14 protein-coding genes and 1 pseudogene are annotated in these 20,009 nt (G+C 62.4%); 4 read left to right on the top strand and 11 right to left on the bottom strand.

Annotated features, from left to right (window positions below; all coding sequences use genetic code 11):
- Nucleotides 1-248: 248 nt before the first annotated feature.
- The 7 genes from PSH87_RS02880 to PSH87_RS02850 all read right to left on the bottom strand — a co-directional run bounded on the left by PSH87_RS02880 (nt 249) and on the right by PSH87_RS02850 (nt 8,700).
- Nucleotides 249-965 (bottom strand): ABC transporter ATP-binding protein, encoded by a 717-nt coding sequence (locus PSH87_RS02880; protein ID WP_005784287.1) that lies wholly within the window; start codon nt 963-965, stop codon nt 249-251.
- Nucleotides 962-1,837 (bottom strand): ABC transporter ATP-binding protein, encoded by an 876-nt coding sequence (locus PSH87_RS02875; protein WP_017737488.1) that lies wholly within the window; start codon nt 1,835-1,837, stop codon nt 962-964. The genes PSH87_RS02880 and PSH87_RS02875 overlap by 4 nt, the downstream gene beginning before the upstream one ends.
- Nucleotides 1,834-3,111 (bottom strand): high-affinity branched-chain amino acid ABC transporter permease LivM, encoded by a 1,278-nt coding sequence (livM, locus tag PSH87_RS02870; protein WP_305432422.1) that lies wholly within the window; start codon nt 3,109-3,111, stop codon nt 1,834-1,836. Before livM ends, PSH87_RS02875 begins: the two co-directional genes overlap by 4 nt.
- Before the next feature lie 2 nt (nt 3,112-3,113).
- On the bottom strand, nt 3,114-4,028 hold the full coding sequence (locus tag PSH87_RS02865; protein ID WP_017737486.1) for a branched-chain amino acid ABC transporter permease: 915 nt from the start codon (nt 4,026-4,028) through the stop codon (nt 3,114-3,116).
- 233 nt (nt 4,029-4,261) lie between these two features.
- Nucleotides 4,262-5,398, bottom strand: coding sequence for a branched-chain amino acid ABC transporter substrate-binding protein (locus PSH87_RS02860; protein WP_305432420.1), 1,137 nt, complete (start codon nt 5,396-5,398; stop codon nt 4,262-4,264).
- A gap of 374 nt (nt 5,399-5,772) precedes the next feature.
- Nucleotides 5,773-7,056, bottom strand: a complete 1,284-nt coding sequence (locus PSH87_RS02855; RefSeq protein ID WP_305432418.1) for an FAD-binding oxidoreductase — start codon at nt 7,054-7,056, stop codon at nt 5,773-5,775.
- Between the two features lie 153 nt (nt 7,057-7,209).
- Entirely contained in the window at nt 7,210-8,700 is a 1,491-nt protein-coding gene (locus tag PSH87_RS02850; protein ID WP_017734989.1) for an aldehyde dehydrogenase family protein, read from the bottom strand.
- A gap of 153 nt (nt 8,701-8,853) precedes the next feature.
- Between PSH87_RS02850 and PSH87_RS02845 the strand changes: the two genes are divergently transcribed.
- The 3 genes from PSH87_RS02845 to nadE all read left to right on the top strand — a co-directional run bounded on the left by PSH87_RS02845 (nt 8,854) and on the right by nadE (nt 11,997).
- Nucleotides 8,854-9,744 (top strand): LysR family transcriptional regulator, encoded by an 891-nt coding sequence (locus tag PSH87_RS02845; RefSeq protein WP_305432417.1) that lies wholly within the window; start codon nt 8,854-8,856, stop codon nt 9,742-9,744.
- A gap of 207 nt (nt 9,745-9,951) precedes the next feature.
- On the top strand, nt 9,952-11,166 hold the full coding sequence (gene pncB, locus PSH87_RS02840; protein WP_017734987.1) for a nicotinate phosphoribosyltransferase: 1,215 nt from the start codon (nt 9,952-9,954) through the stop codon (nt 11,164-11,166).
- Nucleotides 11,167-11,169: 3 nt separating this feature from the next.
- On the top strand, nt 11,170-11,997 hold the full coding sequence (gene nadE / locus PSH87_RS02835) for an ammonia-dependent NAD(+) synthetase (RefSeq protein ID WP_305432416.1): 828 nt from the start codon (nt 11,170-11,172) through the stop codon (nt 11,995-11,997).
- A 109-nt stretch (nt 11,998-12,106) separates the two neighbouring features.
- Here the strand turns inward: nadE and azu are convergent, their stop codons facing one another.
- Nucleotides 12,107-12,553, bottom strand: coding sequence for an azurin (azu, locus tag PSH87_RS02830; protein WP_207046615.1), 447 nt, complete (start codon nt 12,551-12,553; stop codon nt 12,107-12,109).
- Nucleotides 12,554-12,886: 333 nt separating this feature from the next.
- On the opposite strand from azu, the gene PSH87_RS02825 reads away from it, so the two are divergent.
- Entirely contained in the window at nt 12,887-13,069 is a 183-nt protein-coding gene (locus tag PSH87_RS02825; protein WP_017734984.1) for a hypothetical protein, read from the top strand.
- A 43-nt stretch (nt 13,070-13,112) separates the two neighbouring features.
- Here PSH87_RS02825 and PSH87_RS02820 read toward each other — a convergent pair whose 3' ends face one another.
- The 3 genes and pseudogenes from PSH87_RS02820 to PSH87_RS02810 form a co-directional block, all read right to left on the bottom strand.
- Nucleotides 13,113-14,003, bottom strand: a complete 891-nt coding sequence (locus PSH87_RS02820; RefSeq protein ID WP_305432415.1) for a transglutaminase family protein — start codon at nt 14,001-14,003, stop codon at nt 13,113-13,115.
- Nucleotides 14,003-16,494, bottom strand: a pseudogene (locus tag PSH87_RS02815) (circularly permuted type 2 ATP-grasp protein). Before PSH87_RS02815 ends, PSH87_RS02820 begins: the two are co-directional and overlap by 1 nt.
- Before the next feature lie 152 nt (nt 16,495-16,646).
- Entirely contained in the window at nt 16,647-19,937 is a 3,291-nt protein-coding gene (locus PSH87_RS02810) for a DUF2126 domain-containing protein (RefSeq protein WP_305432414.1), read from the bottom strand.
- Nucleotides 19,938-20,009: the final 72 nt, after the last annotated feature.

Below are 20,009 nucleotides of genomic sequence, written 5' to 3'. Positions count from 1 at the left end.
TGTGACAAAACAGGGATTTGCGGCGGCTATATGTCGCGCTTTGGAGGGTGGCTGGATTTGTTTTCCACAATTTGGTATCGGCCTTATGAACACCGCAAAACAAATGTGGGAGCTGCTCTTTGTGGGAGCTGGCTTGCCTGCGATAGCATCGCCTCGGTTTGTCAGATAGACCGAGGTGTCTGCATCGCAGGCAAGCCAGCTCCCACACAAAGCCAGCTCCCACAGGGGGGATTGCGTCAAGCTTTAGGTCAGTGCCCGCCGAGGTAGGCGTTGCGCACTTCCTCGTTCACCAGCAGCTCTTTACCGGTGCCGGTGAGGCGGATCTCGCCGTTGACCATCACATACGCCCTATCCGACAAGCGCAGCGCATGGTTGGCGTTCTGCTCCACCAGGAAGATGGTCATCCCCGTAGACGCCAGCTCCCGCAACGTCGAGAAGATCTGCTTCACCACAATCGGCGCCAGCCCCAGGCTCGGTTCGTCCAGCAGCAACAGCTTGGGCCGGCTCATCAGCGCGCGAGCGATGGCGAGCATTTGCTGCTCGCCACCGGACATGGTCATGGCCCGCTGGTTACGCCGCTCCTTGAGCCGAGGGAACAGCTCGAACATGCGCTGCATGTCTTCGCTGGCGAACTTGTCACCGATGGGGATGGTGCCCATCAGCAGGTTTTCCTCGACGGTCATGTCGGGGAACACCCGCCGCCCTTCCGGCGACTGCGCGATGCCGTTGGAGGCGATGTAGTGGGACGACTTGTGGGTAATGTCGACGCCGTTGTACAGAATCTGCCCCGACTCGGCCCGTGGCTGGCCGAAGATCGACATCAGCAGTGTGGATTTGCCCGCACCGTTGGAGCCGATCAGGCTGACGGTTTCGCCTTCGTTGATGTGCAGCGAGACTTTTTTCAGGGCCTGGATCGGGCCGTAGAACACGTCCAGGTCCTTCATTTCGAGGATAGGTGCACTCATACCAGCTCCTCTTCGTCGGCGCCGAGGTAGGCGGCAATCACTTTCGGGTCGTTGCGGATCGCCTCCGGGCCGCCTTCGGCGATCACGTTGCCGTGGTCGAGCACCACGATGTGGTCGGAAATACTCATTACCATGCCCATGTCATGTTCAATCAGCACCACCGTCAGGTCGTGTTCGTCGCGCAGCAGGCGAATCATCGCACTGAGGGCTTCGGTTTCCTGGGGGTTGAGGCCCGCCGCCGGTTCGTCCAGGCAGATGATCTGCGGCCGCGTGCACATGGCCCGGGCGATTTCCAGGCGGCGCTGCTGGCCGTAGGAGAGTTCGCCAGCGAGGCGGTTGGCGCAGTCCACCAGGTCCACCACTTCCAGCCAGTAGAAGGCGTGGTCGAGGGCGTCGCTTTCGGCCTTGCGGTAGCCCTTGGTGTTGAGGATGCCCGCGAGCATGTTGCGGTTGACCCACATGTGCTGGGCCACCAGCAGGTTTTCCACCACCGACATTTCCTTGAACAGGCGAATGTTCTGGAAGGTCCGGGCCAAACCGGCGCGGTTCACCAAATGGGTACCGCCGAACATCTTGTAGTACACCCGGCTGAGGAAGCTTTTCGGCGAGACAAAGTCGGTGGGCTGGAAGCGCTCGCCGAGCAGTTGGATCACGTCGGTCTGCTTGCCGCGCACGTTGAGGTTGATCTTGCCGCCGCTGGCTTTGTAGAAGCCGGTGAGGCAGTTGAACACCGTGGTCTTGCCGGCGCCGTTGGGGCCGATCAGGGCGAAGATCGAGTTGCGTTCGACCTTGAGGCTCACATCGCTCAAGGCCTTGATGCCACCGAAGTGCATCATCAGGTGTTCCACGGAAAGGACGACTTCCTTGCTCATGGCGCTACCCCCTTGCGTGGTGTCACACCGGTACGGCTGATGCGGATCAAGCCGCGTGGTCGCCAGATCATCATTACCACCATCAGCACGCCAAACAGCAGCACACGGTATTCGGAGAAGCTGCGCAGCAGTTCCGGCGCGACGGTCAACACGAACGCCGCGATCACCACGCCCACCGTCGAGCCCATGCCGCCCAGCACCACGATGGCGAGGATCAGCGCCGACTCGAAGAAGGTGAACGACGACGGGTTGACGAAACCCTGGTAACTGGCAAAAAACACCCCGGCCAGGCCGGCGGTTGAAGCGCCGATGGTGAACGCCGAGAGCTTGACCAGCACGTGGTTCAGGCCCATGGAACGGCAGGCGATCTCATCTTCGCGCAAGGCTTCCCAGGCGCGGCCGACCGGCATGCGGGTCAGGCGGTGCTTGATGTACAGCACGGCCAGCACCACCAGGAACAGCACGATGTAGATGAACATGAACTTGATGTTGGGGTTGTAATCGATGCCGAAGAACTCGTGGAACGGGATCCCGCCCTCCTTCGCCTTGCGCCCGAATTCCAGGCCGAGGAAGGTGGGTGATGGCACCGGCATGCCGTTCGGCCCGCCGGTAAACGACAGCCAGTTGTTCAGCACCAGGCGGATGATTTCACCGAAGCCCAGGGTCACGATGGCCAGGTAGTCACCGTGCATGCGCAACACCGGGAAGCCGAGTATGCATCCCGCCAACGCCGCCGCGATGGCCGCCAAGGGCAGCACCGTCCAGAAACCGAGGCCGAGGTATTGATAACCCAGGGCCAGGCCGTAGGCACCGATGGCGTAGAACGCCACGTAGCCCAGGTCGAGCAGGCCGGCGAGGCCGACCACGATGTTCAGGCCCAGGCCCAGCAGCACGTAGATCAAGCCGAGGATGACCACGGTGAGCAGGTACTTGTTGGCGAAGATCGGGAACACGATGGCGATCACGATCAGCGCCGGGATGATCCAGCGCAGCCGCGACTTGTAGTCCGGCGCCAGCACATGCACACCGGAGCCGCTGCTTTCGAAGCCCTGCAGGATCTTCAGGCCCTTGGGGGTTTGCAGGAACAGGCTCAGGGCAAAGCGGCCGACCATGACGATGGCGACCAGCGTGGCCACGCGGGCCGGTTCCAGGTTGAAGCTGTAGCCGTCGAGGACGACGCCGACGATCGGACCGAACACGACCAGGGAAATAAGCCCGGCGAGAATCGTATCGACCATACTTTTCTTGATATCGATGGGTTTGGCAGCAGACATGTTTACACCTTAGCCACGAGTGGGCGACCCAGCAGGCCCTGGGGACGGAAAATCAGAATCACCACCAGCAGGGAGAAACTGAACACGTCTTTGTAGTCAGAGTTGATCAACCCTGCGAACAGCGACTCGGAGATGCCGAGGATGATCCCGCCGAGCATCGCCCCAGGCAGGGAGCCGATGCCGCCGAGGACCGCCGCGGTAAACGCCTTGATACCGATGATGAAGCCGGCGTAGAAGTCGAAGGTGCCGTAGTTGAGGGTGATGAGCACACCGGCGAGGGCGGCCATGGCGGCACCGATGACAAACACGTAGGAGATCACGCGGTCGGTGTTGATGCCGAGGATGGAGGCCATCTTGCGGTCTTGCTGGGTGGCGCGGCACATGCGGCCGAGCTTGGTGTATTTGATCACGTAGGTCAGCAGGGCCATGCCCGCAAAGGCAGCGACCAGGATGAACACCTTGGTGTACGTCAGTTGCACGAAGCCGGTGCCGATATCGACACGCCAGGCCCCGGCCAGCAGGGTGGGAATGCCTTGTTGCTTGGCGCCCTGGGCGATCTGGGCGTAGTTCTGCAGGATCAGCGAGATGCCGATGGCGCTGATCAGCGGCGCGAGTCGGGTGGAGTTGCGCAGGGGTTTGTAGGCGACACGCTCGATGACCCAACCGTACACGCCGGTGACGACCACGGTGAAGATCAAGGTGCCGAGAATGAGCAGCGGGAAGGATTCAATGCCGAAGTAGGCAAGCAGGGCCAGGGTGATCGCCGCGAGGTAAGCGGAAATCATATAAACCTCGCCGTGGGCGAAGTTGATCATGCCGATGATGCCATAGACCATTGTGTAGCCGATGGCGATCAGGCCGTAGACCGACCCGAGGGTTAGGCCGTTGACCAGTTGCTGCAGGAAAATACCATCCATAACGCAATCTCACGCGGTGAGCACCTGCACACCTGTGGGTGTGCGGCGCTTCTGGAGGAAAAGACAGATTTGTTGCTGGACGCGATTGCACTGGCAACCCCGGTCCCCTGTGGGAGCTGGCTTGCCGGCGATAGCGGTTGCACATTCAACACAGTGTTGACTGCCAGTCCGTCATCGCGGGCAAGCCCGGCTCCCACAGGGGATTTGTGGTGCCCTACTGATCGTGTTTACGCTTATTTCTGCTTGTCCAGCTGATGGTATTTACCGTCTTTGTCCCATTGGTAAACCACGTAGTCGGAGATTTTCAGGTCGCCCTTGCCGTCCCATTCCTTCTTGCCCATTACGGTCTGGACAGGGTTGGCTTTCAGCCACTTGGCCGCATCTTCGCCCTTGTTGGACTTGGCGCCGTTGAAACCGGCAGCCAGGGCCTGGACCGACGCGTAGGCGTACAGGGTGTAGCCTTCTGGCTCGGTGCCGTTTTTGCGGAACTCTTCCACCACGGCCTTGCTGTCTGGCAGCAGGCGCGGGTCGGCGCCGAAGGTCATGTACACGCCGTCGACGTATTGCGCGCCGCCAGCGGTGGCCACCAGTTCGTCGGTCACGACGCCATCGTCGGACATGAACTTGACGTCTTTCAGACCGGCTTCACGGATCTGGCGAACCAGCGGACCGGCTTCCGGGTGCAGGCCGCCGAAGTACACGACGTCGGCGCCCAGGGAACGGATTTTGGTGACGAGCGCACTGAAGTCTTTCTCACCACGGGTCAGGCCTTCTTGCAGCACCGGCGTGACGCCGCGCTTGGTCAACTGGGCAGCGGTGGCGTCAGCCAGGCCTTTGCCGTAGGTGTCCTTGTCGTTGATGACCGCGACTTTCTTGCCCTTGAGCACGTCGACGATGTAGTCGCCGGCGACGATGCCTTGCTGGTCGTCACGCCCGCACATACGGAACATGGCGCCCAGGCCGCGCTCGGTGACCTGTGGGTTGGTGGAACCTGGGGTAATTGCGATGATGCCCGCTTCGTCATAGACCTCGGACGCCGGGATGGTGTTGGACGAGCAGAAGTGCCCGACGACGCCGATGACTTTGTCCTGGTCCGCCAGGCGGTTGGCCACGGCCACGGCCTGTTTGGGCTCGCAGGCGTCGTCGCCGGCCACCAGGACGATTTTCTCGCCGTTGATACCGCCGGCCTTGTTGATGGTATCGGCTGCCGCTTGGGCACCCTTCATGTACTGCTCACCGAAAGCTGCGTTGGCACCCGTCATCGGGCCCGCCACGCCAATTTTCACATCAGCTTGAACAAACGTAGAAACACCCAGCGCCGCTGCAACGGCGAGGGCCAGAAAACCTTTCTTGTAAAACGTCTGGGACATGAGTGGTGCTCCGATATTTTTGATTTTTGGCACTACAACTTGCGTTCAAACTTTTCACTGAAAGCCCAGAGCAAAGCGCGTGCCAGTAGGTTTTTATTCTTCAAAAAGACACGGTGTCATTGTTATTGCGCGTGTTTCAGCGCCGTTCGTCAGGACGTGCAACCCTCTAGCATCGAGAGGTGCAACCTGCGCGTCGAAAAAGTACAACCCTGGCAGGTCACACCTGCAACCAAGCCTGGAAACGACAGCTCCTACAGCTGTAACAACCCGCGTAACGGAACTGCACATTTACAGTGCGTGACTGCTACGACTTGCACCAATACAGATTAGTAGCCTGCTAAGAAAATGCCGGCTTCTGAGCGGTATTTCGCTGATCAGATCACGATCCGCAGACATTGCCCGGCGTGATACAGCGAGAATCCCGCCTCATACAGGCAACTGCGCAGGCCCACCCCGGCCAGCGGCTGCATCGGTGCGAACGGAATCGGCAACGCCTGGGGATTCTGGTGACACAGGTAGTCGGCAAACGCCTTGCCGACCACGCTGCCGGTGGTCACGCCGCGGCCGTTGTAGCCCGTCACGGCCACCAGGCCCGGCGCCGGTTCGAACAGGCGCATCAGGTGGTCGGGGGTGAAGGCAATGCAGCCGGTCCAGGTGAACTCCCACTGCACCGATTTGAGGTACGGGAAGTAGTGCTGCTGCACCCGATCGGCCCACGCCTTGAGGAACCACGCCGGTTTCTGGTTGCCATTGCCCAGGCTGCCGAGCAACAGGCGGCCATCGGCATCACGGCGGATGCTGCTCAACACCTGGCGCGTGTCCCACGAACCCTGGCCGCCTGGCAGGATCTGCGCGGCGGCGGCGTCCGTCAGCGGGGCTGACGCGACCTGATAGTAGTAGCCGGGGAAAAAGTTGCGGCGCAGCTCGGTCCACTCGCCTTCGGTGTAGGCGTTGGAAGCGATCACCACCTGGGCGGCCTGCACCGAGCCTTGGGCGGTTTGCACCGACCACTGCGCGCCTTGGCGCTCCAGCTGGGTGACTGGGGAATGGTCGAACAACTGCCCGCCAAGGCCAACGGCAGCATTCGCCAGACCACTGGTGTAGGCCATCGGGTTCAAGGTGCCGGCGCGGCGATCGAGCAACGCGGCGGCGATTTTCTGCGTGCCGGTGGCCTGTTCACAGGCCTGGCCGGTGAGCAGTTCCACCGGCGCGCCACGGCGCTTCCATTGTTCTTCACGGCTGCGCAAATCCGCCTCGCCCCGGGCGTTGTGCGCCATGTGCAAGGTGCCCTCGCGGCGCAATTGGCAATCGATGTGGTATTTATCGATCAGGCTGAACACCAGGGACGGCGCCGCACCCAGCATGCGGTTGAGCTGGCTGCCCACCGCTTCGCCGAAACCGGCCTCGATGTCATCCGGCGGGATCCACAGGCCGGCATTGACCAGCCCGACGTTGCGCCCCGAACCGCCGTGGCCGGTGCGATGAGCCTCCAGCACGGCGACGCTTTTGCCTTGTTCCAGCAAGTGAATGGCCGCCGACAAACCGGTGATGCCGGCGCCGATCACGCACACATCCACCTTGACCTCGCCCTTGAGCGCGGCGCGATCCGGCCGGCTGGGGGTGAGGTGTTCCCATAAACATGTTTCGCGTAATGCCATTGCCAGACTCCGATGAGACCCAACACACCACTTTTCCGAACTGCAAACCCAATCAACTGTGGGAGCTGGCTTGCCTGCGATAGCGGTATCGACTGCACCACCGCTATCGCAGGCAAGCCAGCTCCCACATTGATCGCACTCCGACTTCAGGGGTCAGTCGAAGGTGATGCCCTGGGCCAGCGGCAATTCCAGCGAATAGTTCACGGTATTGGTCTGGCGACGCATGTACCCGCGCCACGCATCCGAACCCGACTCACGCCCGCCGCCCGTCTCTTTCTCACCGCCAAACGCACCACCGATTTCCGCCCCGCTCGGGCCGATATTGACGTTGGCGATCCCGCAGTCACTGCCGACCGCCGACATGAACTGCTCGGCCTCGCGCACATCGGTGGTGAAGATGCACGACGACAGGCCTTGCGGCACGGCGTTGTTCAGGCGCAGGGCTTCGGCGAAGTCGGTGTAGCCGACCACGTAGAGAATCGGTGCGAACGTTTCGGTGCAGACCACGTCGCTTTGCTCAGGCATTTCCACGATGGCCGGCGACACGTAGTAGGCGTTGGGGAATTTGTCTTCCAGCTGGCGCTTGCCACCGAACACCCGACCGCCTTCGCTCAAGGCTTGCTCCAGGGCGTCCTGCATGTTGTCGAAGCCGTGCTTGTCGATCAGCGGGCCGATCAGGTTGCCTTCCAGCGGGTGGCCGATGCGCACCTTGGAATAGGCGGCCTTGAGGCGGGTGACGATTTCTTCCTTGACCGACTCGTGGGCGATCAGGCGGCGCAAGGTGGTGCAACGCTGGCCGGCGGTGCCGACGGCGCTGAACAGGATGGCGCGCACGGCCATGTCCAGGTCGGCGCTGGGGCCGAGGATCATTGCGTTGTTGCCGCCCAGCTCAAGGATGCTGCGGGCAAAACGCGCGGCGACTTTCGGCGCCACTTCGCGGCCCATGCGCGTGCTGCCGGTGGCGCTGATCAGGGCGACGCGCGGGTCGTCCACCAGCGCGGCACCGGCGTCGCGACCGCCGATGATCACTTGGCTGAGGTACGGCGGTGCATCGCTGAAATTCTTCACCACGCGCTCGAACAGCGCCTGGCAGGCCAGGGCGGTGAGCGGGGTCTTTTCCGAGGGTTTCCAGATCACCGCGTTGCCGCACACCAGGGCCAGGGCGGTGTTCCACGCCCAAACAGCGACCGGGAAGTTGAAGGCGCTGATCACGCCGACCACGCCCAGCGGGTGCCAGGTTTCACGCATATGGTGGCCGGGGCGCTCGGAGGCGATGGTCAAGCCGTACAACTGGCGCGAGAGGCCGACGGCGAAGTCGCAGATGTCGATCATTTCCTGCACTTCGCCCAGGCCTTCCTGGGTGATCTTGCCCGCTTCCCACGACACCAGTTCGCCGAGGTCGGCCTTGTATTCGCGCAGCACATCGCCAAATTGGCGCACCAGCTCACCGCGGCGCGGCGCTGGCACTTTGCGCCAGGCGTCGAATGCATGCTCGGCGCGACTGACCTGCTGCTCCACCTCGGCGGCACCTTCCCAATGCACGCTGCCGATACGGCTGCCATCAATCGGCGAATGCACAGGCTGTTTGCCCGACTGGTACAGCGCCGGGTTTACCCCGAGACGATCAAGCAATGCGGCAACCATGGGTCACTCCTTCAATCTGCAAACGAAAATTCGCGCCGCTGCACGCACGGCGATCCAGAGCTTATTTGTAGCTGGCCCAAGACTTGCCAACAAACGACGATTAGGCGAGATATCATTCCGTTTATTCATGCAAAGCATAAAAAGAGGCACACCGTGCTGAACAAAAGACATTTGCCCTCGATCACCGCCCTGCAATGTTTCGAAGCCGCCACCCGCCACCTGAGCTTTACCCGCGCCGCCGAGGAACTGAACCTCACCCAGAGCGCGGTGAGCAAACAAGTGGCGCAGCTGGAAGAATTGCTGCAACACCTGTTGTTTCGCCGCGTACGCCGACGTTTGCAGATGACCCCGGCCGGGGATTTGTACCTGGTGGAAGTGAGAAAAATCCTCACGCAAGTGGAGATGTCCACCCACTACCTGCGCTCCTACGGCGGCGAGACCGAAGTGCTGCGCGTCTCCACGCCCTACACCTTCGGCGCCCGCTGGCTGGTGCCGCGCCTCAAGGGCTGGCGCTTGCGTCACCCACACATCCACCTGGACCTGTGCAACGAGCAGGAGCCGGATGAGTTGCTGCAAGGCAAGGCCGACATGGCCTTCTACTTCGGCCAGGGTTCACGGCCCGGCACCGAGAGCCTGAAGCTGTTCAGCGAAGAGCTGGTGCCCGTCTGCGCCCCCGACAGCCTGCCCGCGCGGCCGTTTACCGACCCGACGCAACTGAGCGAACTGGTGCTGCTGCAAAATGCCTCGCGCCCGCAAGGCTGGCACGACTGGTTCGCCAGCCAGGGTTACCAGACCGAGCACAGCTACCACGGGCCGCGGTTCGATACGTTCTATATGTGCATCCGTGCGGCGCAGGTGGGTTGTGGTGTGGCGTTGCTGCCGCGCTTTTTGGTGGAAGAGGAATTGGCCGACGGCAAGTTGGTGATTCCTTGGCAGCATGCGATGCCGAGTCAGGATGCGTATTACCTGGCTTATCCCGAGCATTCGGCGGAGGTGCCGAAGGTAAGGGAGTTTGTGAAGTGGATGATGGAGCAGGTTATTTAGAGTCTGGAATACCGCCATCGCAGGCAAGCCAGCTCCCACAGATTGGAATGCATTTCAACTGTGGGAGCTGGCTTGCCTGCGATGGGGCCAGTGGCCATTCCAAAAAAATCACTGGCAAAACCCCACAGGTCTATGCGCCACTAGCCCCCTTCCTTAATTGTGCGTAAAGGCCGGCGCCCATCGCCGACCCGTCTGGAGATTCCCGTTATGAGCGAGAGTGTGTTTGCCGATCGCATCGTGCAGAACCTGCTCGACACCGACTTCTACAAGCTGACCATGATGCAGGCGGTGCTGCACAACTACCCGAACGTGGAAGTTGAATGGGAGTTTCGTTGCCGTAACAGTGAAGACCTGCGCCCGTACCTGGCGGAAATCCGCTACCAGATCGAACGCCTCGCCGAGCTGAGCCTAAGCCCGGACCAACTGGGGTTCCTGGAGCGCATCAGCTTTATGAAACCGGATTTTCTGCGCTTCCTCGGCCTGTTCCGCTTCAACCTGCGGTATGTGCAGACCGGTATCGAGAACGGCGAATTGTTCATCCGCCTGCGCGGGCCGTGGCTGCATGTGATCCTGTTTGAAGTGCCGATGCTGGCCATCGTCAGCGAAGTGCGTAACCGCTACCGCTACCAGACCGTGATCCTGGAGCAGGCCCGCGAGCAGCTGTACCGCAAGTTCGATTGGCTCACGGCCAACGCCAGCAGCGAGGAATTGTCCGAGCTGCAAGTGGCGGACTTCGGCACCCGCCGACGCTTTTCGTACCGGGTGCAGGAAGAAGTGGTCAGCGTCCTCAAGCACGACTTCCCGGGCCGTTTTGTCGGCACCAGCAACGTGCACCTGGCCCGTGAGTTGGACATGAAACCCCTGGGCACCATGGCCCACGAGTGGATCATGGCCCACCAGCAACTCGGCCCGCGCCTGATCGACAGCCAGATCGCCGCCCTTGATTGCTGGGTCCGCGAATACCGTGGCCTGCTGGGCATCGCCCTGACCGATTGCATCACCACCGATGCGTTCCTCGGCGATTTCGACCTGTACTTCGCCAAGCTGTTCGACGGCCTGCGCCACGACTCCGGCGACCCGGTGCAGTGGGCCGAAAAAGCCATCGCCCACTACCACAAGCTCGGCATCGAGCCGATGAGCAAGACCCTGGTGTTCTCCGACAGCCTGTCGCTGCCCAAGGCCCTGGAAATCTTCCGTGCGCTGCGCGGGCGGATCAATGTGAGCTTTGGCATCGGCACCAACCTGACCTGCGATATTCCAGGTGTGGAACCGATGAGCATCGTGCTTAAAATGACCGCCTGCAATGGCCAGCCCGTGGCGAAGATCTCCGATGAAGCGGGCAAGACCCACTGCACCGATCCGAATTTCGTCGCCTATTTGCGTCATGTGTTCAAAGTACCTGCCATCTCTAGCAAGGAGTGAATCATGCAAGCCGTACAGCGTGAGATAGCTGAACAACTCAAGGTCCAAGCGCCGTTCAACGACCAGGCCGCCCTTGAGGCCGAGGTTGCCCGCCGCGTGGCGTTTATCCAGGATTGCCTGCGCAATTCCGGGCTCAAGACATTGGTGCTGGGCATCAGCGGCGGTGTCGATTCCCTGACTGCGGGCCTGCTGGCCCAGCGCGCGGTAAAAGAGCTGCGGGAAAACAGCGGTGATGCGGCCTACCGCTTTATCGCGGTGCGCCTGCCCTACGAAACCCAGTTCGACGAAATCGATGCCACGGCCTCGGTGGACTTTATCGAGCCCGACGAGCGCCACACCGTGAACATCGGCCCCGCGGTGAAAGCCCTGGCCCATGAAGTGGCGGCGTTTGAAGGCAAGGCGGCGGTGTCCCGTGATTTCGTGCTGGGCAACACCAAGGCGCGCATGCGCATGGTGGCGCAGTACACCATCGCCGGCGCGGCCGGTGGTTTGGTGATCGGAACGGACCATGCGGCGGAAGCGGTGATGGGCTTTTTCACCAAGTTCGGCGACGGCGCGTGTGATCTGGCGCCGTTGAGCGGGCTGGTGAAAAACCAGGTGCGGGCGATTGCACGGCACTTCGGCGCGCCGGAATCGTTGGTGGAGAAAGTGCCGACGGCGGACTTGGAAGACTTGTCGCCGGGCAAGCCGGACGAAGCGTCACATGGCGTGACCTATGCCGAGATCGATGCGTTCCTGCACGGTGAAGCGGTGCGTGAGGAAGCGTTTCGGATTATCTGTGAGACCTACCGCAAGACTGAGCATAAGCGGGTCATGCCGTTCGCGCCGTGAGGTAGATCGCTATCGCGGGCAAGCCCGCTCCCACAGTTGACCGTGTTCCAGCATGGGAATGCGGTCGAATGTGGGAGCTGGCTTGCCTGCGATGAACGATAACGCGGTCTTACTTGACGACCACGGTGCCTTTCATCATCGACACATGGCCCGGGAACGAGCAGAAGAACATGTAGTCGGTGCCGGCAGCCAGTTTCGCCACATCAAAGGTCACCGAATCCTTCTCGCCAGCACCAATGATCTTGGTGTGGGCGATGATGCGGGCGTCGCCTTCTTTCAGGTAGTTCTTGTCGATACCGGCAGCCATGCCGTCAGTGGCAACCGGCTGCATGTCAGCGGCGCTGGTCAGCACCCAGTTGTGACCCATGACGTTTTTCGGCAGGTTGCCGGAGTGCGTCAGCTCGACGGTGAAGGTCTTGCAACTTTTGTCGATTTCAATGGCTTTGGTGTTGAAGGACATTTGGTCAGTGGAGTCGACAGTGACCTTGCACTCTGCAGCAAGCAACTGGCCGCTAGCCAGAGTCAGCAGGGAAACAGCAACGAGTTTGGCGAACATGTGAATCTCCAAGGCAGGGTTTAGAAAACGCGGATTGCGGCAAGGGTGCCTCAAGCAGGCAAGAATTCTTATGATCTGAATCAACAGATTGTATACAACTTTAGGCTATCAGACTTATCAACACAATCTAACAGCCAAAGTCGTACGACCTTTCTATGATCGGCCCATCCCCCACTGGAGTCCGCGCCATGCACCTCGACCAACTGATCAACGGACTGCTGGCCGCTTACGCCTGCGGTAAGTGAGGGCCAAGCGCGCTGCTAAGCTGCTACCATAGCCACCCAAGGCAGCTGCGCGCCGCCCACTCTTACCTTCGACCCTAGAGGATCGCCCATGGCCAAACCTAATTACTCCTTCGCCAAACGTCAGAGAGACTTGGCCAAGGAGCAGAAGAAAGAGGAAAAACTGCAACGCAAGAAAGCCGCTGCGGATGAAGAAGCGGGTGCACTGAACCCGGAAGCAGAAGGCGACGTGGCAGCTGACGAGACTGAAACACCGAAAGATCCGGCTGAATAATTTTCTTTGTGGTGAGCCGCCCCCGGCTCACCACAATCCACCGTTACTCCAGCGGCATCACCGTCACCCGTACTTCCGGGTCATGGCTCCCTCCCCCCAGAATCACCCCTCGCAACGGCGACACATCGGAGAAATCCCGGCCCCAGGCCAGGGTGATGTGCTCCAGTGCCGGCTGCACATTGTTGGTCGGATCAAAATCCACCCAGCCCGACACCGGGCAATACACCGACACCCACGCATGGGACGCATCGGCGCCGATCAGCCGTGGCTGGCCGGGCGGTGGCTGGGTCAGCAGGTAACCGCTGATGTAACGCGCCGCCAGGCCGCGCGAGCGCAGGCAGGCGAGCATCAGGTGGGCGAAGTCCTGGCACACGCCACGGCGGCGCTCCAGCACTTCCACCAGCGGCGTGGCGACCTGGGTGGCTTCGGCATCGAAGGTGAACTCGCTGAAAATCTTCTGCATCAGCGCCTGCACGCCTAGCAATAAAGGGCGCGCCGGCGGGAAGCAGCTTTCGGAGAACTCGACGAAGTTTTTCTTCAGGTGCACGTAGGGCGATTCGAAGCGATAACGGATCGCCTCGATCAGCTCCACGGACAGCGGTTGGCTGCTATAGGTCAGGCTGTCACGGGTCTGGTCCCAGGCCGGCGACTGCTGGAAATCCAGCACCGGCCGCGCCAGCACTTCCACGGTCAGCCCGGCGTTCACCAACAGCTCATCGTGGGGCCGTTCAAACGCCAGCCGCGTGATCGGGTTGCCAAATACATCCAGCTCATCGCGCCGCGACGTCGGCTCGGGACTGATATCCAACTGCTGCGCGCTACAGCGCTGCCAGGCACACGGCCGTGGCCACAGGTGCGCCAACTGCTGGGCCAGGGACACCGGGCTGTCGTAGTGGTAATGAGTATCGTGGAAAATCTGGTAGCGCGCACTCATCACAACGACACCGTCTGCTGGCTGACATCATCCACATGGGCAAAATGGCGCAACGCGAGGCGATCCGACACTTGCCCGCTCTCATCGGCCACCGCTTGCAGCAAGTCGGCCAGGCCGTCCAAGGCGGCACGCACGCTGGACTCGCCAAACAACGGGTTCTCCAGGCAGCCCAGGTCGAAGTGCGCAAGGCGCTCCACCAGCGGGCCAAGGCCGGTTTCCCGCGGCACGCCAAAATCATCGTTCAAGCGACGCAGGGTGCGGCTCACCAGCTTCAACTGGAACAGCACCGCGTGGGGGTTCTGCTCGTCCAGCAGCAGCAGGTCGAGCACCGGGATCAGCTGTGGCACCGCCAGGTAACGCGAGCGGTAAGTGATGCTGCTGTTGCCCAGTTCGAGCAACCACTCCAGCCCGGCCTGATCGAACACCGCCACGCCGCGCAGGAATGCGGCGAGGCTGCTGCTGAGAAATTGCAGACGCTCGATGCGCCGGCCCATCATCAAAAAGCGCCAGCCTTCGTCGCGGGTCATGTCGTCCAGGGCAAACCCGGACAGCGCCGCGAGCGACATCACCAGACGGTTGAGAAAATCCAGCAACTCGCCAAAGTCCGGCGCGTCGCTTTCCAGTTCCATGGCTTCACGTTGCAGCTCCACCAGCGCCTGCCAGTTTTCCCGGGACAGCTTGCCGCGCACTTGCGACGCCGCCCACTGCAAGCGCTGCAGGTTGGCGCGCAGGCTTGACGGCCAATCGTCGCCGAGCATGGCCCCCAGCAGGCGTTCGGGTAACTCGCCCTCCTCCGGCAACAAGCGCAGGCTTTCACCCAGCTCGACTGCCGCTTGCAGGGCCTGGGGATCGTCGCCGTCCACATAACGCGCCAGCACGATGCGCAGCCCAGCGCGCGCTGTCATCGCAGCGCTCGCAGTAGCGGCCAAACCAGAACAGGTTTTCCACCACGCGGGACGGTAGATACGGGTCGCGGCGCACCAGGTCATGGGCGCCGATGGTGCGTTGCGCGCGCCACTGTTCGCCGCCGGGCGCGCGTTCGCCGAGCACCCAGGTGTCCTTGCTCGCGCCGCCGCGTTGCATCGACACCACTTCGGCGTCGGCTTCGGCGGCCACACGGGTCAGGCCGCCGGGCAGCACGCGGTAGCCGTCGTCGCTGGCCACGGCGTACACGCGCATGCCGATGGCGCGGTGTTGCAGGTGGTCATCCACGGTGTGCCACACCGGTGCCTGGGACAGCTGCGCCAGCTCCTGGGCGACATAGGCGTAAGGCCGCGCGCGCATGCGTGCGGCCAGGGCCTCGCGCTGTTTTTCGTCGAGGTCGCGGCCGAACACCGGGGTAAAACTCTGCAACGGGAACGCCGGCTTGATCAGCAACTCAGGCAATTTCTCCAGGGCTTCGGCGAGCACTGGCGCTTCACCGCACCACCAGGTGGCGATGGACGGCAGGATCAGCTCTTCGCCAAACAGGAACTCGTTGATCTTCGGCAAGAAGCCGAGCAAACCCGGCGACTCCAGCACGCCGCTGCCCAAGGCATTGGCCACCAGTACATTACCCTGGCGCACGGCATCGAGCAGGCCGGGCACGCCGAGGGCCGAGTCGGTGCGCAGCTCCAGCGGGTCGCAGAAGTCATCGTCGAGGAGGCGCCGCATGATCGCGTGCACCCGGCGCAGGCCGCTGAGGGTCTTGAGGAATACCGTGCTGTCACGCACGGTGAGGTCGCCGCCTTCCACCAGCGGGTAGCCAAGCTGGCGCGCGAGGTAGAGGTGTTCGAAATAGCTTTCGTTGAAACGCCCCGGTGTGAGCAGCACGATCAGCGGCGGCTGGTCATCGCCCGGTGCCTGGCGCGCGAGGGTTTCCTGCAAGGTGCGGAAGAAACCGGTGAGGTGCTGCACCTGCAAGTCGCGGTACAAGGTCCGGGAAGGCACGGGACACGATGGTGCGGTTTTCCAGGGCATAACCCGCGCCCGAGGGTGCCTGGGTACGGTCGGCGGTGACCCACCAGCGGCCGTCCGGCGTGCGTGCCAGGTCCACGGCGTATAGGTGCAAAAAAGCACCGTCCGGCGGCTGGATGCCTTGGCATGGCCACAGGAAGTTGTTGTGCCCGAACACCAGCTCGGCCGGCAGCAGACCTTCCTTGATCAAGCGTTGCGGGCCGTACAAGTCGGCCAGCACCGCATTGAGCAGGCGCGCGCGCTGGGCGATCCCGGCCGACAGCTGCTGCCACTCTTCGGCGGCCAGCACGTGGGGCAGCAGGTCCAACTCCCACGGGCGGTCGGCGCCCTTGGGGTCGGCGTAGACGTTGTAGGTCACGCCGTTTTCCTGGATCTGCCGGGTCAGCAGCGCCTGGCGCTGGGCCAGTTGCGCAGGAGTGCTGCGTTGCAGGTGGTCGAGCAGGCGCTGCCAATGGGCACGCACCGCGCCACTGTCGTCCAGCAGTTCGTGATAAGTGCCCGCGGTCAGCGGGTAACGGTCGAGCAAGTCGGACATGGAACGCTCGGCGAAGGCAAGGAGGGGTGTCAAAGTCACCACAGTCTAATGTGGGAGCTGGCTTGCCTGCGATAGCAGTGGGTCAGTCACCAGAAATATCGACTGGTACACCGCTATCGCAGGCAAGCCAGCTCCCACATTTTGAACTGTGTTTAGTCATTTTTATGGGGAAAACGCCGTAGATCCAGGGTCATTGGCAACTCATCATTGATCACCAGGGACGGCACCGGAAGCTTCCCTGGGCTATGCCCAAGGCGGAAAAACCGCGCCATCCGCCGACTCTCCGCCTCATTGGCATTCACCGGCAAGCTGTCGTAATTGCGCCCGCCCGGGTGCGCGACATGGTACTGGCAGCCACCCAACGAACGCTGCATCCAGGTATCCAGCAAATCAAACACCAGCGGCGCATGCACCGGGATGGTCGGTTGCAGGCAGTTGGCCGGTTGCCAGGCGCGGTAACGCACCCCGGCGACAAATTCGCCGACGCGGCCGGTGGCTTGCAGCGGCACAGGTATGCCGTTGCAGGTCAGCAGGTAGCGTTGCGGCGGCAGGCCGGTCAATTTGACTTGCAGGCGCTCCAGGGACGAATCCACATAACGCACCGTGCCGCCCACCGCGCCCTCCTCGCCCAGCACGTGCCAGGGTTCGAGGGCCTGGCGCAGTTCCAGTTCGATGCCGCTGACGGCGTAGTCGCCGACCTTGGGAAAGCGAAACTCCAGGTGCGCGGCAAACCATTCGGCGCGCAGTGGGTAGCCGGCGGCGTTGAGTTCGACGATCACGTCGGCAAAGTCCTGCTCGATAAAGTGCGGCAGCAGGAAACGGTCGTGCAGCTCGGTGCCCCAGCGCGCCAGTTTCGGCGGCGCATAGGGTTCACGCCAAAAACGTGCGACCAGGGCACGCAGCAGCAGTTGTTGGGTCAGGCTCATGCGCGCATGGGGCGGCATCTCAAACGCGCGCAGCTCCAGCAGGCCGAGGCGACCGGTGGCGCCGTCCGGCGAGTAGAGCTTGTCGATGCAGAATTCGGCGCGGTGGGTGTTGCCCGTGACGTCGATCAACAGGTTGCGCAGCAGGCGGTCCACCAACCAAGGCGGGCATTCTTCGCCCGGCTCGGGCATGTGCGCGAAGGCGATTTCCAGCTCGTACAAGGCGTCGTTGCGCGCTTCATCCACGCGCGGGGCCTGGGATGTCGGGCCAATAAACAGCCCGGAAAACAGGTAGGACAAGGACGGATGGTTATGCCAGTAGCTGATCAGGCTACGCAGCAGGTCCGGACGGCGCAGGAACGGTGAGTCCTTTGGCGTCGCACCGCCGAGGACAAAGTGGTTACCGCCGCCGGTGCCGGTGTGGCGCCCGTCGATCATGAATTTTTCCGTGGTCAGGCGGGTTTGCCGCGCCTCTTCGTAGAGGAATTCGGTGCGCTCCACTAACTCGTCCCAACTGGCGGACGGCTGCACATTGACCTCGATCACACCCGGGTCCGGCGTCACGCGGAAATTGCTCAGACGGGTGTCGGCCGGCGGCTCGTAGCCCTCCAGCAACACCGGGCAATGCAACTCTTCGGCGGTGGCCTCGATGGCGGCGACGAGTTCCAGGTAGTCCTCGACGCGCTCCAGCGGCGGCATGAACAGGTACAGCCGCCCTTCCCGCGCTTCGGCGCACAGCGCGGTGCGGGTCAGCCAGTCGGCGGATTCGTCCACCTCAGGCGTACGCTCATCACTCGGCGCGGGTTCGCCGTGGCTGCTCAACTGAGCGGTGGTGGGCAGCGCCGGCTGATCCTGGTTCGGGTCCGTGGGGTGCACAAACGGATACTCCGCCGCCGTCACCCAAGGTTGCGACGCCAGCGGCAGGCGATAGCCGAGGGGCGAATCCCCCGGCACCAGGCGGCAGTGGTTATCGCGCAGGTACCAGCGCCCGCTTTGCCAGCGGTCGTTGGCGGCCGTGCGCGCCAGCGGCAGCACTTGGCCGATGACTTTCTCCAGGCCCTGGCTGAACACTTTGCGCAGGCGTTCGCGCTCCAGGTCGTCACTCAGGCGCGGGTCCTGGGCCGTGACGTTTTGCGGCAGCGCGCCTTCGCGCCACAGGTAGTAGAAGTTGTCTTCAAAGGCCGGGAAGACAAAGCGGGCCGGCAGTTTCAGGCGTTCGGCGACACTCGCCAGGAAACGCCCGGCCATGGTGCCGTCGGCGCCGTAATCCTCTTGTTCGTCGGCAATCAGCGCGCTGTTGTGCCAGATCGGCACGCCGTCGCGGCGCCAGTAGCAGTTGAGCGACCAACGCGGCAGTTGCTCGCCGGGGTACCACTTGCCCTGGCCGAAGTGCACCAGGCCCTTGGGCGCGTAGTGCTTGCGCATGCGCTGGAACAACTCGGCAGACAGGCGACGCTTGTCCGGGCCGAGCGCGGCGGTGTTCCACTCGGCGCCGTCGGGGTCGTCGATGGAGACGAAGGTCGGCTCGCCGCCCATGGTCAGGCGTACATCGTCCTTGAGCAGGTCGCCATCGATCTGCCGGCCAAGGGCCTGGATCGCCAGCCATTGCTCTTCGGTGTAGGGCTTGGTAACGCGCGGTGCCTCCCAAATCCGCTCAACGGACATTTCGTGGGTGAATTCGCACTCGCACGGTTCCACCAGCCCACTGATCGGCGCCGCAGACGATGGATCGGGACTACAGGCCAACGGGATATGGCCTTCACCGGCAAACAGACCGGAGGTGGCATCCAGACCGATCCAGCCGGCGCCGGGCAGATACACCTCGCACCAGGCATGCAGGTCGGTGAAGTCCACTTCGGTGCCGGAAGGACCGTCGAGGGCTTTGACGTCGGCGGTGAGCTGGATCAGGTAACCGGAGACAAACCGCGCCGCCAACCCCAGGTTGCGTAGGATCTGCACCAGCAACCACGCCGAATCGCGGCACGAGCCGGAGGCGTTTTCCAGGGTGAACTCCGGGGTTTGCACACCCGGTTCCATGCGGATCAGGTAGCCGATGTCGGCGGCCAGGCGCTGGTTGAGGCCCACCAGGAAGTCCACCGCGGGCAATGGCGTGCGGTCGATACCGGCCAGGTAAGCGGCGAACCTCGGCGTCAGCGGCAAGGTTTCCAGGTACGGCGCCAGCTCGCGCTGCTCATCGGCGGCGTAGCTGAAAGGGATTTTTTCGGCGTAGGGTTCGAGGAAAAAGTCGAACGGATTGAACACCGCCATCTCGGCGACCAGATCGACTTCGATACGCAGCTCGTCAGTCTTTTCCGGGAACACCAAGCGCGCCAGGTAATTGCCCTGGGGGTCTTGCTGCCAATTGATGAAATGCTGCTCGGGCAGCACTTTCAGCGCGTAGGACAAAATCCGCGTGCGGCTATGGGCCGCCGGGCGCAAACGCACGATCTGCGGGCCGAGTTCGACAGCGCGGTCGTAGCGGTAATGCGTAACGTGGTGCAACGCGACATGAATCGACACGGCGGCCTCCTGCGAGCCAGGGCATGGGTTGACGCGCGCAAGACTTATGCCAGCGCGGCAGTCATTGCGCTT

This window comes from Pseudomonas sp. FP453 (assembly GCF_030687495.1).
Classification (GTDB): Bacteria; Pseudomonadota; Gammaproteobacteria; order Pseudomonadales; family Pseudomonadaceae; genus Aquipseudomonas.
The sequence above is the reverse complement of the archived record's forward strand: the minus strand, read 5'-3'. Positions and strand labels throughout refer to the sequence as shown.

What these genes read in the sequence shown, in the direction of transcription:
- PSH87_RS02880 (WP_005784287.1), bottom strand. Translation starts at nt 965, where the DNA reads ATGAGTGCACCTATCCTCGAAATGAAGGACCTGGACGTGTTCTACGGC.
- PSH87_RS02875 (WP_017737488.1), bottom strand. Translation starts at nt 1,837, where the DNA reads ATGAGCAAGGAAGTCGTCCTTTCCGTGGAACACCTGATGATGCACTTC.
- livM (WP_305432422.1), bottom strand. Translation starts at nt 3,111, where the DNA reads ATGTCTGCTGCCAAACCCATCGATATCAAGAAAAGTATGGTCGATACG.
- PSH87_RS02865 (WP_017737486.1), bottom strand. Translation starts at nt 4,028, where the DNA reads ATGGATGGTATTTTCCTGCAGCAACTGGTCAACGGCCTAACCCTCGGG.
- PSH87_RS02860 (WP_305432420.1), bottom strand. Translation starts at nt 5,398, where the DNA reads ATGTCCCAGACGTTTTACAAGAAAGGTTTTCTGGCCCTCGCCGTTGCA.
- PSH87_RS02855 (WP_305432418.1), bottom strand. Translation starts at nt 7,056, where the DNA reads ATGGCATTACGCGAAACATGTTTATGGGAACACCTCACCCCCAGCCGG.
- PSH87_RS02850 (WP_017734989.1), bottom strand. Translation starts at nt 8,700, where the DNA reads ATGGTTGCCGCATTGCTTGATCGTCTCGGGGTAAACCCGGCGCTGTAC.
- pncB (WP_017734987.1), top strand. Translation starts at nt 9,952, where the DNA reads ATGAGCGAGAGTGTGTTTGCCGATCGCATCGTGCAGAACCTGCTCGAC.
- nadE (WP_305432416.1), top strand. Translation starts at nt 11,170, where the DNA reads ATGCAAGCCGTACAGCGTGAGATAGCTGAACAACTCAAGGTCCAAGCG.
- azu (WP_207046615.1), bottom strand. Translation starts at nt 12,553, where the DNA reads ATGTTCGCCAAACTCGTTGCTGTTTCCCTGCTGACTCTGGCTAGCGGC.
- PSH87_RS02825 (WP_017734984.1), top strand. Translation starts at nt 12,887, where the DNA reads ATGGCCAAACCTAATTACTCCTTCGCCAAACGTCAGAGAGACTTGGCC.
- PSH87_RS02820 (WP_305432415.1), bottom strand. Translation starts at nt 14,003, where the DNA reads ATGAGTGCGCGCTACCAGATTTTCCACGATACTCATTACCACTACGAC.